Source organism: Roseobacter sp. MED193, assembly GCF_000152965.1.
Classification (GTDB): Bacteria; Pseudomonadota; Alphaproteobacteria; order Rhodobacterales; family Rhodobacteraceae; genus Pseudophaeobacter.
Genome location: NZ_CH902583.1, coordinates 1,673,820 through 1,687,516, shown reverse-complemented (window position 1 = coordinate 1,687,516; position 13,697 = coordinate 1,673,820). Strand labels below are relative to the sequence as shown.

13 protein-coding genes are annotated in these 13,697 nt (G+C 60.8%); 10 read left to right on the top strand and 3 right to left on the bottom strand.

Annotated features, from left to right (window positions below; translation table 11 throughout):
- Positions 1-8 precede the first annotated feature (8 nt).
- From MED193_RS10440 to MED193_RS10420, 5 genes are all read left to right on the top strand, one after another.
- Positions 9-608 carry a metallophosphoesterase gene (locus MED193_RS10440; RefSeq protein WP_009809687.1) on the top strand — a complete coding sequence of 200 codons (600 nt, stop codon included), beginning with the start codon at positions 9-11 and terminating at the stop codon, positions 606-608.
- Positions 605-1,228 carry a LysE family translocator gene (locus MED193_RS10435; RefSeq protein WP_009809686.1) on the top strand — a complete coding sequence of 208 codons (624 nt, stop codon included), beginning with the start codon at positions 605-607 and terminating at the stop codon, positions 1,226-1,228. Before MED193_RS10440 ends, MED193_RS10435 begins: the two co-directional genes overlap by 4 nt.
- A gap of 8 nt (positions 1,229-1,236) precedes the next feature.
- Positions 1,237-1,779 carry a molybdenum cofactor biosynthesis protein B gene (gene moaB / locus MED193_RS10430; RefSeq protein WP_009809685.1) on the top strand — a complete coding sequence of 181 codons (543 nt, stop codon included), beginning with the start codon at positions 1,237-1,239 and terminating at the stop codon, positions 1,777-1,779.
- 158 nt (positions 1,780-1,937) lie between these two features.
- Entirely contained in the window at positions 1,938-3,398 is a 1,461-nt protein-coding gene (locus MED193_RS10425) for an efflux RND transporter periplasmic adaptor subunit (RefSeq protein ID WP_009809684.1), read from the top strand.
- A gap of 3 nt (positions 3,399-3,401) precedes the next feature.
- Positions 3,402-6,803: an efflux RND transporter permease subunit gene (locus MED193_RS10420; protein ID WP_009809683.1), complete on the top strand. Its 3,402-nt coding sequence runs from the start codon at positions 3,402-3,404 to the stop codon at positions 6,801-6,803.
- Positions 6,804-6,825: 22 nt separating this feature from the next.
- Here MED193_RS10420 and MED193_RS10415 read toward each other — a convergent pair whose 3' ends face one another.
- Both MED193_RS10415 and MED193_RS10410 read right to left on the bottom strand, forming a co-directional pair.
- Positions 6,826-7,269 carry an NUDIX hydrolase gene (locus MED193_RS10415; RefSeq protein WP_009809682.1) on the bottom strand — a complete coding sequence of 148 codons (444 nt, stop codon included), beginning with the start codon at positions 7,267-7,269 and terminating at the stop codon, positions 6,826-6,828.
- A gap of 18 nt (positions 7,270-7,287) precedes the next feature.
- The gene (locus MED193_RS10410; RefSeq protein WP_198133887.1) at positions 7,288-8,103 is read right to left on the bottom strand and encodes a protein-disulfide reductase DsbD domain-containing protein; all 816 of its coding nucleotides are present in this window, start codon (positions 8,101-8,103) and stop codon (positions 7,288-7,290) included.
- Between the two features lie 231 nt (positions 8,104-8,334).
- Here MED193_RS10410 and MED193_RS10405 point away from each other — a divergent pair, with 231 nt between their 5' ends.
- Positions 8,335-8,892 carry a YqgE/AlgH family protein gene (locus MED193_RS10405; protein WP_039966824.1) on the top strand — a complete coding sequence of 186 codons (558 nt, stop codon included), beginning with the start codon at positions 8,335-8,337 and terminating at the stop codon, positions 8,890-8,892.
- Between the two features lie 14 nt (positions 8,893-8,906).
- On the opposite strand, the gene MED193_RS10400 is transcribed toward MED193_RS10405, so the two are convergent.
- Positions 8,907-9,896, bottom strand: coding sequence for an L-threonylcarbamoyladenylate synthase (locus MED193_RS10400; RefSeq protein WP_009809679.1), 990 nt, complete (start codon positions 9,894-9,896; stop codon positions 8,907-8,909).
- Positions 9,897-10,046: 150 nt separating this feature from the next.
- Between MED193_RS10400 and MED193_RS10395 the strand changes: the two genes are divergently transcribed.
- The 4 genes from MED193_RS10395 (at position 10,047) to MED193_RS10375 (ending at position 13,690) form a co-directional block, all read left to right on the top strand.
- A complete protein-coding gene (locus MED193_RS10395) occupies positions 10,047-11,750 on the top strand; it encodes an acyl-CoA dehydrogenase (protein WP_009809678.1) in 1,704 nt (567 codons plus the stop codon).
- Between the two features lie 2 nt (positions 11,751-11,752).
- A complete protein-coding gene (locus tag MED193_RS10390) occupies positions 11,753-12,799 on the top strand; it encodes an MBL fold metallo-hydrolase (protein WP_009809677.1) in 1,047 nt (348 codons plus the stop codon).
- 48 nt (positions 12,800-12,847) lie between these two features.
- Positions 12,848-13,297, top strand: coding sequence for a DUF6173 family protein (locus MED193_RS10385; protein ID WP_009809676.1), 450 nt, complete (start codon positions 12,848-12,850; stop codon positions 13,295-13,297).
- 258 nt (positions 13,298-13,555) lie between these two features.
- On the top strand, positions 13,556-13,690 hold the full coding sequence (locus tag MED193_RS10375; protein WP_009809674.1) for an aa3-type cytochrome c oxidase subunit IV: 135 nt from the start codon (positions 13,556-13,558) through the stop codon (positions 13,688-13,690).
- The last annotated feature ends 7 nt before the right edge of the window (positions 13,691-13,697 follow it).

Below are 13,697 nucleotides of genomic sequence, written 5' to 3'. Positions count from 1 at the left end.
ATTTTCAGATGAAAATCATGGCTTTTTCCGATCTGCACCTCGGCGCTGCCCATGCGGCAGAGCTGGTTGCGGCCAGTGATCAGGCGGATCTTGTGGTTGGCGCTGGGGATTTCTGCAACCATCGCAAGGGCCTGGACCGGGCCATGGCACTTTTGTCCGATATCAAAACGCCGCTGATCACCGTGCCAGGCAATGCCGAAAGCGCCGAGGAACTGCGCGCGGCCGCCCTGCCAGGCATGCATGTGCTGCACGGTGAGCGGATGGAGTTTGAAGGGCTGCAGATCTTTGGCCTTGGCGGTGGTATTCCGCAAACGCCTTTTGGCGAATGGTCGTATGATTTGTCAGAGAAAGACGCTGAGGCGCTGCTGGCAGGCTGTCAGCACGCCGATATCCTGATCTGTCACTCCCCGCCCAAGGGGCAGGGGGACGCGACATCGCTGGGAACCTCTGTTGGCTCCACGGCGATCCTGCAGGCGGTGGAACGATTGCAGCCGCAATTGGCCCTGTTTGGCCATATTCACGACAGCTGGGGCTTTCGCGGCCAGATTGGCACAACCCTGGCCGCCAATCTGGGGCCGACCTCCAACTTTTTTGACGTTACACTATGATTGACCCCATCTCTCTATTGACCTTTGTACCGGCGGCCTTGGCGCTGAACCTGACCCCTGGAGCGGACATGATGTTCTGTCTGGGACAGGGGCTGCGGTCGGGGCGCGGATCGGCGCTGGCGGCCAGTGCGGGGATCTCTGCCGGGGGGATGGTGCATGTGGCGCTGGCCGGGCTGGGGCTCGGCGCGGTTGTGAAGTCACTGCCGGGGCTGTTTGATGTGATCCGCTGGCTTGGCGTGGCCTATCTGCTCTATCTTGCCTGGGGAGCGCTAAAAGCGCCCACCGCGGCGCTGCCCGGCCAGCCGCCGGTGTCGGCGTCCCACGCTTTTCGCGCCGGGTTTTGGGTTAATCTGACCAATCCAAAGGTGATCCTCTTTGTGTTGGCCTTTGTGCCGCAGTTTGTGGTGCCTGAGGCCGGGCCGGTGCTGGGGCAGTTCCTGATCTTTGGGCTGGTGCTTGCACTGGGCGGCTTTGTCATCAATGGGCTGGTCGGGGTCTTTGGCAGCTCAATGGGGCGCTTTTTGGCCCCGTCTTCGGGCTCGGCCATTTGGCTGGGCCGTATATCGGCGGGGATTTTTGCGGGGCTGGCTCTCAGGCTCGCGCTTTTGCAAAGAACATGAGGACTGCTATGTCACGTATTGACGAAACCAAGGCGTTCATCCCGGTTCGCATCGCCATTCTCACCGTCTCTGACAGCCGCAGTCTGGAGGAGGACCGCTCGGGGCAGGTGCTGGTGGACCGGCTGCAGGCGGCGGGGCATGTCCTTGCCGATCGTCAGATCATGCCAGATGAACGCGGCGAGATCGCTGATCAGCTGCGGACCTGGGTCGCAGACCCGGAGGTAGACGTGGTGATTTCCACTGGCGGCACGGGGCTCACGGGGCGCGATGTGACGGTAGAGGCCCACCGCGACGTCTATGAAAAAGAAATCGATGCCTTTGGCACTGTCTTTACCATCGTGTCGATGAAAAAGATCGGCACCTCAGCGGTACAGTCGCGGGCCACAGGTGGAGTCGCGGGTGGGACCTATCTGTTTGCACTGCCCGGCAGTCCCGGTGCCTGCAAGGATGGTTGGGATGAAATTCTAGCGATGCAGCTGGATTATCGTCACCGCCCCTGCAATTTTGTGGAAATAATGCCACGTTTGACCGAAACACAGCGACGGAAGTAACGCAGCCGCGCGTGTAAATCTGCAAGACAAAGAGTATATTCAAAGGTGAAGGCCACCAAAGAAGTGGCATTTTAAGGCTTTGACGGTGATCTGTCAGGGCTGATTATACGTAATAATCGGTAGCACGGCGGATCTCCGGCCACCAAAGGGAATAGAGCATGCGCTTTCTGCGGCATAGTTTGACAGGTTTGTTTCTCGCGGCGGTCACGGCTGCGCTCTTGCTTTATGCAGGGCAGATGGTGGTTAGCGCGGTGCAGTCGCGACTGAATGCAGAACCGCGTAAGCCCCCGGTGCGGGAGCGTGTCTTTGCGGTAAACCTGGTCACGGCAGAGTTGCAGGAGATCACACCGGAACTGATCGCCTTTGGGCGGGTGGAAAGTCGCCGAACGCTGGAACTGCGTAGCGCCCAGGGCGGGCGGGTTACGGTTTTGTCCGACAGCTTTGAAGAGGGCGGCAGGGTCAGCGCTGGCGAAATCCTGGTGCAGATTGACCCCTCGGATGCACAGGCTGCTTTGGAACAGGCTGAGGCTGACATGCTGGATGCCCGGGCTGAGGAACGCGATGCAGGGCGGGATCTCATCCTGGCCAATGATGAGTTGGCGGCGACGCAGGATCAGGCGCAATTGCGCGCCCGGGCGCATCAGCGCCAGTTGGATTTGCAGGCCCGTGGGGTCGGCACCACAGCAGCCGTGGAAGCGGCAGAGCTCACTGCGGTGCAGGCCCGCCAGACTGTGATTTCGCGCCGTCAGGCCGTCAGCCAGGCCGAGGCCCGCGTTGATCAGGCAGCCACTCGCGTTGCGCGCAGCCAAATTGCTCTCGATACGGCAAAACGTGACCTTGCCGATACCACCCTGCGCGCCCGTTTTGGTGGCAGGCTACAGGCCGTTACCCTGGTCGAGGGGCGCTTGGTCTCTGCCAATGAAAAGCTGGCAGAATTGGTCGATGCGGATCAGTTGGAGGCTGTTTTCCGGGTCTCGACCTTGCAATATGCGCGTCTCCTTGATGCAGAGGGGCATCTGACCCAGGCGCCTGTGCGGGTGACACTGGATGCGGCAGGCGCCGGGCTAGAGGCCACAGGCCAACTGTCGCGCGCCAGTGGCGCGGTCGGGGAGGGACAGACCGGACGTCTGCTCTATGCCAACCTGGATCTGGCACCGGGGTTCAAGCCGGGCGATTTTGTCACTGTCAAGGTGAGCGAGCCACCGCTCGCGGCCGTGGCGCGGGTGCCGGCCTCTGCGTTGGGTTCGGACGGGACTGTGTTGGTGCTGGGGGCAGAGGACCGATTGGAGGCGCTGCCGGTAGAGTTGATGCGCCGTCAGGGCGATGATGTGCTGATCCGTGGCGCGGGCCTTTCGGGGCGTCAGGTGGTCACTGGCCGCACGCCGCTCTTGGGGGCGGGAATCCGGGTGCGTCCCCTGCATCAGGGGGCCGAAGCCACGGGCGCGCCAATGCCAGAAATGATCGAGCTCTCCCAAGAGCGCCGCGCCAAACTTGTCTCTGCCGTCGAAGGGAGCGCGCGCCTGCCGGAGGCGGCGAAAGAACGGATCCTGGCGACCCTGGCCAAGACACAGGTGCCCGCCAAACTGGTTGATCGGATCGAAGCCCGGATGGGGGGATAAGCCATGCGTGATCTGTCTCGCCCGGCTGGTGGCCTGCTGAGCTATTTTACCAGACACCGCACCGCTGCGAACCTGCTGTTGCTGGTCCTTTTGCTGCTGGGCACTGCAGCGATCCCAAAGATGCGGGCGCAGTTTTTCCCAGATGTGATCGTGGAAACCGTCACCGTTAATGTGACCTGGGACGGAGCTGGACCAGAAGATGTTGACGGGGCCATTGTGCAGCTGTTGGAGCCCGCCCTGCTGGCGGTGGATGGCGTCGAGGAAAGCACGGCTTCCTCGCGCGAAGGCAGCGCCTCGATCGTGCTGGATTTTGAACCTGGTCGAGATATGGCCCTGGCGGCGGATGAGGTTCAAACGGCCGTAGATGCAATCACCAGCCTGCCGGAAGAGGCAGAGGAGCCCAGGGTCCGGCGTGGCGCCTGGCGTGACCGGGTAACAGATGTGGTGATCACCGGGCCGCTTGCGCCGGATCAGCTTGGGCTTTTAGCGGATGAACTGGTGGTGCGCCTGTTCGAGGTCGGCGTCACCCGCACCACCATTCGCGGACTTGCCGCGCCACAAACCCTGGTGGAGGTGCCCTCTTACAGTCTGATCACCCATGATATTTCCATGAGCGATATTGCCAACGCCATCGCGGCTGAGGTCGATGCCGACCCCGCAGGCGATGTGACCGGGGCCAATACCCGGGTGCGGACTGGGCGCGAAAAGCGCAGTCCGGAAGAAATCGAAGGCATCGTGCTACGCACCCAGGCCGATGGTTCGGTGCTGACCATTGGCGATCTGGCGCGGGTCACCCGCGAAGGGGTGGACCGCAACAGATCCTATTTTGTCGGCGAAAACCCGGCCATGTCGATCCGAGTGGATCGTTCGGATCAGGGCAATGCAATTGCCATTCAGGCCCAGGTGCAAGAGGTGGTCGATGCGCTGCAAACCACCCTGCCGAAGGGCGTGACCGCAGAGCTGATCCGAACCCGCGCTGCTGCGATTTCGGACAGGCTGAATATCCTGATCGACAACGGCCTGATGGGCCTTGGGCTGGTCTTGGCACTGTTGTTCTTGTTCCTCAATAGCCGCATCGCATTCTGGGTGGCTGCGGGTATTCCGGCGGCGATGTTTGCCGCCGTTGCGCTGATGTATGCCGCTGGTATCACAATCAATATGATCAGCCTTTTTGGGTTGATCATTACCCTTGGGATCGTGGTGGATGATGCCATTGTGGTGGGAGAACACGCTGATTTCCGGGTGCGCCGCCTGAATGAAACCCCGATGCAGGCGGCTGAAAATGCCGCCCGTCGCATGGCGATGCCGGTCTTTGCCGCCACTCTGACCACCATCATTGCCTTCTTTGGGCTCACGGCCATTGGCGGGCGCTTTGGCGATCTGATCCGCGACATTCCCTTTACCGTGATTGCGGTGCTGGCGGCCTCTTTGATGGAGTGTTTTTTGATCCTGCCACACCACATGGCCCATGCGCTGACCCATGCGCAAAAGGATCATTGGTATGACTGGCCCAACCGCATGGTCAATCGCGGCTTTCGCTGGGTGCGCGATCACCTGTTCCGTCCCTTGATGTCGCTGGTGGTGCAGGCGCGCTATGTGGTGGTGGCGGGTGCAGTGACCATTCTGGCCAGCCAGATGGCCCTGTTCATTGGCGGCGATGTCAAATGGCGGTTTTTCAACGCGCCGGAACGTGGCTCTGTCACCGGTAATTTTGCCATGGCCGAAGGTGCGACCCGCGCTGACACCTTGATGATGATGGCGGAGATGCAGCGTGCCACCGCCGCCACCGGTGCCTCCTTTGCAGAGCGCTATGATGGCATCAACCCGGTGGATTTTGTCATTGCCGAGGTCGGCGGTAATGCCGGGCGCGGTATGTCTGGGGTGGACGCCAAGGATAAAGATCTGTTGGGCGGCATCTCGATTGAGCTGATCGACGCGGATCTGCGGCCTGGCTATTCCAGCTTTGCCTTTGTGGCCGAACTGCAGGAGGAGGTGCAAAACCATCCGCTGGTCGAATCCGTCAGTTTCCGCAGTTGGCGTTCGGGGCCCGGAGGTGACGCGCTGGATGTGCAATTTTATGGCGCCGATGTGCAGACCCTGAAAGCGGCCTCTGAGGATCTAAAAACCGCGCTGCTGCGCTACCCGGAGGTTTCTGCGGTGGAGGATAACCTCGCCTATGACAAGGAAGAGGTGGTGCTGGAGCTGACCCCGCAGGGACAATCGCTGGACTTTACCATCGACACCCTGGGACGGGCGCTGCGGGCCCGGCTCAATGGCATTGAAGCCGCCACCTATCCGGATGGCCCCCGTAGCGCCGAAATCCGGGTTGAACTGCCCCGCGATGAGCTGTCAGCAGACTTTCTGGAGCGCACTCTGATGCGCAGTCCAGCCGGCATCTATGTGCCCCTGTCGGATATTGTGTCGGTGCAGCAGCGCACCGGGTTTTCAACTGTGCGGCGTGAAAACGGCATTCGCCTGATCAGCGTCACCGGGGATATCTCCGAGGATGATCCTGCCCGTGCCGCTGATATTGGCAAGGCGCTGGAGGAAGAGATACTGCCAGATATTGCCAGCCGCCGACAGGTGGAATGGCGCCTTTCGGGCCTCAGCGAGCAGGAGGATGATTTCCTGAATGACGCGCGCACCGGGCTGGTCCTCTGTCTTGCGGGGATCTATCTGGTGCTGGCCTGGATCTTTGCCAGCTGGACGCGGCCCATTGTCGTTATGGCGATCATTCCCTTTGGCCTGGTTGGCACGATCTGGGGACATTATCTCTGGGGGGTGCCGCTGAGCATGTTCACGGTGATTGGTCTGTTGGGGATGACCGGAATCATTATCAATGATTCCATCGTTTTGGTGACCACCATTGATGAATATGCCGAAACGCGAGGACTGGTTCCGTCAATCATTGACGGGGCGGCAGACCGGCTGCGGCCGGTGATGTTGACGACCCTGACCACCGTTTTGGGGCTGGCGCCTTTGATGTATGAAAGCTCGCAACAGGCGCAGTTCCTGAAACCTACTGTCATTACGCTGGTCTATGGTCTGGGCTTTGGCATGCTGCTGGTGCTGTTGGTGGTGCCGGCTCTGGTGGCGATCCAGCGGGACATGGCGCGGCCGTTGACAGCGCTGCGCCGGGCTTTGCGTGGAGGCGCGAACCCGCTGCGCTGGCTGGTCCTGGGCACCGCAGTAATGCAGTTAGGTTGGCTGGGCATCAGTCTTGGTTGGGCCATGGCGAATGGCACCTTGCATCCTGTTTTGCGCAGCGCCTGGCCCGGTCTCGGTGCAGTGGAGCCACTGCGGGCGGGGGTGCTCATGGCCTTGGCAGGTATCGCGGCCTTGTCGCTGCTGGCCTATTTACTCTCGGCGTTGGTCTATGGGATCCGGCGTCAACGGTCAGCCTAGCGCGGCCGACCTGCGCCTGTGTTTAACCTTGCTGGGACATCCTGCGCTGGGCCAGGCGGGCGACGTCACCGACCTGGTCGATCAGCTCTAGCCCCCGGTTTTCGATTTCATCCACAGGCAGCCAGCAGGCCTGCAGGGCGTCATCATCTGGCACGGGGGTGCCGCTTTCATAGGCGCAGAGCACAGCCGTCAGCAGGTATTGTTTTTGCACCATACCGACTGGGTCGCGCAGCAGCACATCGACATTGGTCAGGTACTCCAGGGGACGGGCAATAACGCCTGTTTCCTCAAACAGCTCGCGGGTGGCTGCCTGCAGCGCGGTTTCGCCCATCTCTACATGGCCGCCAGGAAAGCCCCACCAGCCGATATTGGGCGCGGTTTTGCGTTGGATGAGAATGACCTGCCCCAGGTGATAAACCACAGCGATGGCCCCAAGCACGGGGCGGGCGGGCGGGATCAAGGACATCTGCGGACCTCTCCGCACCTATCCTGCGCTGCAGCCGGAAATATCCACCGCATGTTTCTGGCCCAACACGGTTATTCGCAGTTGTGATCGGTCCACTGAGGGCAGAGCCCCCACGTTTGCTGGCAGCAGCTCGGAGGTGGCAATCAGGATGCCCCCGCGGCGATGGGTTGTGGTGGCTCCGGCGAAGAGATGGGGCGAGCCTGCTTCGATCACCGCGACCTCGGTGCCGCCGGCGCTGGGCATGGTGATGCGGGCCTCGACCTCGATGCCGTATTTGGTTGGCTTCAGGCGACAGGTGCTGGCGGAGACCCCGGCCTCGCGGGCCGAATAGGGGCGGCTGGCCAGAGCAGCCACAATAGCGGGGTTGCGCGTGGCACCGGCATCAAGCTGATGATCAAACGAGAGTTCAGAGGGCACGCAGACATCCTTGCAGATGCCGAGCTCCATCCGGCCCTTGAGACGTACAGGGCGGCCGGGTTTTTCCGGCGTGATCCGAAGGGGGAGTATCAGTTGATCGTGATAGCCAATGGTCTGGTAACCGGAGGTCGAAAACACCTGCGGAGCGGGCCAGGTCATCGACATCTCACCAACATTACGCGAACCGCGCCAGGTAAAACGCGGCGGAATGCCCGCCTCACCAGGAGCACGCCAATAGGTCTTCCAGCCCTCCTGAAGCGTCAGACGCAGAGCCCCTGTATAGGTCCCGTCGGAGGAGAGACCACCGTCCAGAATTTCGACCTGTACCAGCTCATCCATGCTGTTGGGCAGGGCGCTTTGCGCCTGAGTGGCTTGGGGGGGCAGTGCCGCGGCGAACAGGGCCAAAGCAGCGGCCATCAGACTGCGCAGACCAAGGGCCAGTTTTGGCGCGGAAGCTACAGTAGCGAAATGAGTTTTACATGCGATCATAGGAATATACATGGCCTCTTGAGGGGCAATTGCCAAGTCACGATCTGGTTAAAGGCCCATCTGCGCTGTTGTGACCTGATCGGCTGGAGCCTCTTGCACCTTGGGAAACAGGGCGGCATGCTAGAAAAGGTTGTCGGCACCAAGGGAAAGGGCGCACATATGGATCTCACCGGGAAGTTATTGATCGCAATGCCAGGCATTGGTGATCCTCGGTTTGAGCATTCCGTCATTTTCCTGTGTTCCCACAGCGATGAGGGGGCCATGGGGCTGATCATCAATAAGGTTGCCCCAGAGCTGCAGTTGGGCAACCTGCTCGAGCAGCTGGAAATTCCGGTGGCGGAAGAAGACAGGGGCCAAGAGGCAATCCGTTTTGGCGGGCCGGTCGAAACCCAGCGTGGCTTTGTGTTACACTCACCGGAGTATGAATCCAGCATCAATTCTTTGGTGGTTCCGCCAGGCTATGGCATGACCGCGACTCTGGATATTCTGGAGGATATTGCCCAGGGGAATGGCCCGGATAAACTTTTGATTATGTTAGGCTATGCAGGCTGGGGCCCTGGGCAGTTAGAGGCAGAAATCATAGCCAATGGCTGGCTCACCGCGGAAAGCACCGATGCGTTGATTTTTGAGACAGCAGACAGCGACAAATGGGGCGCGGCGCTGGGCTCACTGGGGATTGACCCGCTGTCGCTCTCGGCCAGTGCGGGCACGGCCTGAGCTGTGCAAGCGCATTAGGTTTCAGCTGGGGTGTCGCGTGGCGCGGCGGCGCGGCGCAGCCGGTCATTGATGGCGATTCCCAGACCCGTCTCTGGGATTGGGGCCACAGCGATGGGCAGCCCCTGTGCATCCAGACGATGCAGGTGGCCAAAGAGATTGGCGGCCGCCTGTGCGAGGTCGCCAGTGTCTGACAAGGAGAGATCGCAGGCGCGGGCGCCGCTGTAGGGGCCAAATCCCAGGTAGCATTCGCCCGCGCGGGGCGAGGTTGCATCGAGCCGCACCCGCTCTTGTGGCGCATAATGCGACAAAAGCTGGCCGGGGGCTGTCAGGGGGTCGTGGATGTCGCGGCTTGCCAGGGGCTGGCCCAGGACCGCCTCGATCTGCTCAGCGGCCAGGCCACCGGGGCGCAGCAGCATGGGCGCGTCACCGGCTAGGCCAACAATGGTGGATTCCAAGCCAACACTACAGGCGCCATCCGCAACCACAGCGGCAATGCGCCCCGCAAGCCCTGCCATGACATGATCTGCCGTTGTAGGACTGATCCGTCCAGAAGAATTTGCCGAGGGCGCGGCCACAGGGACGTCCAGTTCCGCCAGCAGTTTCTGCGCTGTTGGATGGGCGGGCACCCGCAGTGCCAGCGTGTCGAGCCCTGCTGTGACCAGCTCTGAAATGCCATGATCAGGGGCCAGGGGCAGGACAAGGGTCAAGGGGCCTGGCCAGAATGCCTGGGCCAGGGTTTCGGCCCAGGCGTTCCAAATGACGTACCGCTTTGCGGCCTCAACCGAGGAGACATGGGCAATCAGTGGGTTGAAACTGGGGCGCCCCTTGGCGGTATAGATCGCCGCGACCGCATCGCCGCGCCGGGCATCGCCGCCGAGACCATAGACGGTTTCCGTTGGAAAAGAGACGAGCTTTCCCTGCCGCAACAGCTGCGCCGCGCGGGTCAGGTCGCTGGCAGAGGCATCCAGCACCAGCGTTGCATTTTTGGCAGTATCTTGAGGCATTTTCGGTGACGCGGCGTTTTGGTTGATTGTGGGAGGGCGAAGGTTAGGTAATCGGTCAGCTAAACAGACAGCGCTACAGACATACCGGGCGGTTTGGGTAATGCCAAGCCTGAGCCCGCGATTCTCCCTAAGGCCGACAAGAGGACGCCCATGACCTTCCGTGCTCCCGTGACCGAATATGAATTCCTGCTCAATACCGTGATCGGCTTTGACCAGATCACCCAGACTGATCGATTCAGCGAGGCGAGCAGTGACTTGGTCACGGCCATCCTGACCGAGGCAGGCAAGCTCTGTGATGAGGTCATGGCACCGCTGCAACGTGGTGGTGATCTGCAACCAGCGAAGTTGGAAAACGGGGTGGTGCGGACCTCGCCTGGATTTGGCGAAGGGTTCAAGGCCATCGCAGAGGGCGGCTGGATCGGTATGAGTGCCGCGCCCGAACATGGCGGCATGGGGCTGCCGATGACCCTGACCGCAGCGGTCAACGAAATGATGTCAGGCGCCTGCCTGTCGCTACAACTCGCCCCACTGATGAGCCAGGGGCAGATTGAGGCGCTGGAGCATCACGCCAGTGATGCGCTGAAAGAGATGTACCTGCCAAAACTGATCTCGGGTGAGTGGACCGGCACCATGAACCTGACAGAGCCGCAGGCGGGCTCTGATGTGGGCGCGCTTAGCTCTAAGGCCGTACCCAATGGCGATGGCACCTATGCGGTGACGGGTCAGAAGATCTATATCTCCTGGGGTGATAATGATTTTGCCGAGAATGTCTGCCATCTGGTGCTGGCGCGTTTGCCCGATGGGGTACCCGGCACCAAGGGTATCTCGCTGTTTCTAGTGCCAAAATATATTCCCAATGCGGATGGGTCTCTGGGCGCAGCCAATTCTTTGGGTGTGGTCAGCCTGGAGCATAAGATGGGCCTGCATGGCAGCCCGACCTGCGTGATGCAGTTTGATGGTGCCAAGGGTTGGCTGGTCGGAGCCGAACACGCCGGGATGGCGGCCATGTTCACCATGATGAACAATGCGCGCCTGGGTGTGGGCGGGCAGGGGGTCGGCGTCGCCGAAGGGGCCTTCCAAAAGGCGACCGCCTACGCGCTGGAGCGCAAACAGGGCAAGACGCCTTCGGGGTCCATCGCAGATCATGCTGACGTGCGCCGGATGTTGATGGAAATGAAGGCGGATACCTATGCGTCGCGGGCTATCATGCTGGCCTGCGCCCATGCCATCGATATGGGCAATGCTACCGATGAGGCCGACTGGAAGGCGCGGGCGGCTTTCCTGACGCCGATTTCCAAGGCCTTTGGTACAGATACGGGCATTCGGATCGCTGATATGGGCATCCAGGTACATGGCGGCATGGGCTTTATCGAAGAAACCGGCGCGGCGCAGTTTTTGCGCGATGTGCGGGTGACCTCGATCTATGAAGGCACCAATGGCATTCAGGCAATGGATCTAGTGGCCCGCAAGATGATGGATGGCGGTGATATGGCGCATCGTATCATTGATGAGATCGAGGCCCAGGCCGAGGGCGCGCGGGCGACCCATCCCAACATGGGCGAGGCAGTCTGGCAGGCCTGCGAATCCTTGCGTGAAACCACTGAATGGCTGGTGGAGCAGGATGACCTGCAGGATCGTTTTGCCGGAGCGGTGCCTTATCTGCGGGCCTTTGCCCGGGTTCTGGGTGGCCATTACCACCTGACGGCGGCCATTGCCGACAAGGGTGGCCCGCGCGAAAAACTGGCGCGGTTCTACATCAAGCGGATGCTGCCAGAACATGCTGGCCTGCTGACCCATGTACAGGAAGGTGCTGCCGGCACCATGGCGCTCACCCTAGAAGAACTGGCAGGCTGATCATGGCAAGCGTTCCCGAAGTTGGCCCGCGTACCCCCTGGACTGAACCGCCTGAACTGGGTGAGGCGATCGAGGTCGCCGAAGGGGTGCTGTGGATGCGGCAGCCGCTGCCGATGAAGCTGGATCACGTCAATATCTACGCCCTGGACGAAGGCGACAGCTGGACCGTGGTAGACACCGGGTTCAACACCCGCAAAAGCCGCGAGATCTGGGAGACCCTGATGGCAGGCCCGCTGAAGGGCAAGCCGGTGAGCCGGGTTGTTGGCACCCATCATCACCCCGATCACATTGGCTTGGCGGGCTGGTTTCAATCGGAATACGGCGCCGAGCTGGTCACCAGCCGCACCGCCTGGCTTTTTGCCCGCATGCTAACGCTGGATGTGCAGGAAACCTGGCCCGCCGAAACCCTGGCCTACTACCGCTCGGCCGGGATGGATGCAGAGATCTATGACAAACGCGTCGCCGATCGACCGTTCAATTTCTCCGATATGGTCTATCCGATGCCGCTGGGCTTTACGCGTGTGCAGCAGGGTGACGTCTTTCGCATGGGTGGTCGCGATTGGGACGTGCATATGGGCAATGGCCATGCGCCCGAACATGCCACCTTCTGGAGTCGCGATGACAATCTCGTGATCACTGGCGATCAGATCCTAGCTTCGATCAGCCCCAATATCGGCGTCTATGCCACCGAACCTATGGCGGATCCTCTGGGGGAATGGCTGGAGGCCTGCGAGCGGCTGGCACCCCTATCCCGCCCGGATCATCTGGCACTGGGGGGGCATAAGCTGCCCTTTACCCGTTTGCCGCTGCGTATGCGGCAGTTGATCGACAATCACCACGGGGCGCTGGACCGGCTGATGAACCATCTTGAAACACCTCAGACGGCGGCGGATTGTTTTGCGCCACTGTTCAAGCGTAAGATCGGCGAAGGCGAATATGGGCTTGCACTGGTGGAGGCCGTGGCCCATGTCAATCATCTGTACCGCACAGATCGTGTCAGCCGCGTCAAACGCGAGGATGGCGCCTGGCTGTATCAGAGCAAGACTTAAGCGCCGGGGCAGCTTCTCGGCCAGGGAATACCAGGGGAGTGAGTGACCATGGACAATAAGATTTCTACCAGCGCCGAGGCGGTCGAGGCGGCAGCAATGCCCTGCGTGCACGAGGTGCATGCGGATCCGGAGGCCAAGAACGGCCTTACTGAGGTGCCTGAGACGCTGCAAAAAACCGATGATGCCAAAAGCCAGGCGCGCTGGGCCTATGAACGGCTGATCCTTTACATCCAGAACTTCGAGAAGCAGCTGGATGGCGAGCACGAGGTTGCCATGGGCTTTGTTGGCGGCGACGCCGGGGTGCTGCGGATCGAGGGTATGGGCTATTACGACCCTGATATCGTGACTTTTTATGGCACAGATGGCACGGGTGGAAAGACCCAGCTGGTACAGCATGTGAGCCAGATGAACGTGATGCTGCGGGCTCTGCCAAAACCCCGCCAAGAAGTGCCTGCCAATCGTATCGGCTTCCGTCTGGCCAGCGATCTGGAGAGCTGATTTCTCTTCAGGCTCGTTGATGCCCCACGGCTGGTCCTGGCCGGGGGCGGGGTAGGCAGGATTTGATTCGGCACAAAGCCAGATATGCCAACCAGATCCTACGGGCAGGGGCTGTTGTGCCTGCCGGGCGCAGGGCAAAAGGGGCGGCGGATTGGTCGCAGCTCCGGGTTTTTGCCCCCCTGCGCGCCAATGACGTGGTGACAGGCAATTTGAAATCCAGTATTCAGCAAAAAACATTCGCGAATAGAAAGATCCGTCATGGCTGAACATAAACACGGCACCATGGACTGCAAAGTTCAAGAAGACACCTATGCAGGTTTCATCACCTTCACCACGCGTTTCACTATCTTCCTGGTGTTTCTGGCGCTGTTTCTCGCCGTGTTTGCAACCTGATCCTTGC

Excerpts from the sequence above, each read along its gene's own strand:
- MED193_RS10440 (WP_009809687.1), top strand. The coding sequence starts at position 9 with ATGAAAATCATGGCTTTTTCCGATCTGCACCTCGGCGCTGCCCATGCG.
- MED193_RS10435 (WP_009809686.1), top strand. The coding sequence starts at position 605 with ATGATTGACCCCATCTCTCTATTGACCTTTGTACCGGCGGCCTTGGCG.
- moaB (WP_009809685.1), top strand. The coding sequence starts at position 1,237 with ATGTCACGTATTGACGAAACCAAGGCGTTCATCCCGGTTCGCATCGCC.
- MED193_RS10425 (WP_009809684.1), top strand. The coding sequence starts at position 1,938 with ATGCGCTTTCTGCGGCATAGTTTGACAGGTTTGTTTCTCGCGGCGGTC.
- MED193_RS10420 (WP_009809683.1), top strand. The coding sequence starts at position 3,402 with ATGCGTGATCTGTCTCGCCCGGCTGGTGGCCTGCTGAGCTATTTTACC.
- MED193_RS10415 (WP_009809682.1), bottom strand. The coding sequence starts at position 7,269 with ATGTCCTTGATCCCGCCCGCCCGCCCCGTGCTTGGGGCCATCGCTGTG.
- MED193_RS10410 (WP_198133887.1), bottom strand. The coding sequence starts at position 8,103 with ATGGCCGCTGCTTTGGCCCTGTTCGCCGCGGCACTGCCCCCCCAAGCC.
- MED193_RS10405 (WP_039966824.1), top strand. The coding sequence starts at position 8,335 with ATGGATCTCACCGGGAAGTTATTGATCGCAATGCCAGGCATTGGTGAT.
- MED193_RS10400 (WP_009809679.1), bottom strand. The coding sequence starts at position 9,896 with ATGCCTCAAGATACTGCCAAAAATGCAACGCTGGTGCTGGATGCCTCT.
- MED193_RS10395 (WP_009809678.1), top strand. The coding sequence starts at position 10,047 with ATGACCTTCCGTGCTCCCGTGACCGAATATGAATTCCTGCTCAATACC.
- MED193_RS10390 (WP_009809677.1), top strand. The coding sequence starts at position 11,753 with ATGGCAAGCGTTCCCGAAGTTGGCCCGCGTACCCCCTGGACTGAACCG.
- MED193_RS10385 (WP_009809676.1), top strand. The coding sequence starts at position 12,848 with ATGGACAATAAGATTTCTACCAGCGCCGAGGCGGTCGAGGCGGCAGCA.
- MED193_RS10375 (WP_009809674.1), top strand. The coding sequence starts at position 13,556 with ATGGCTGAACATAAACACGGCACCATGGACTGCAAAGTTCAAGAAGAC.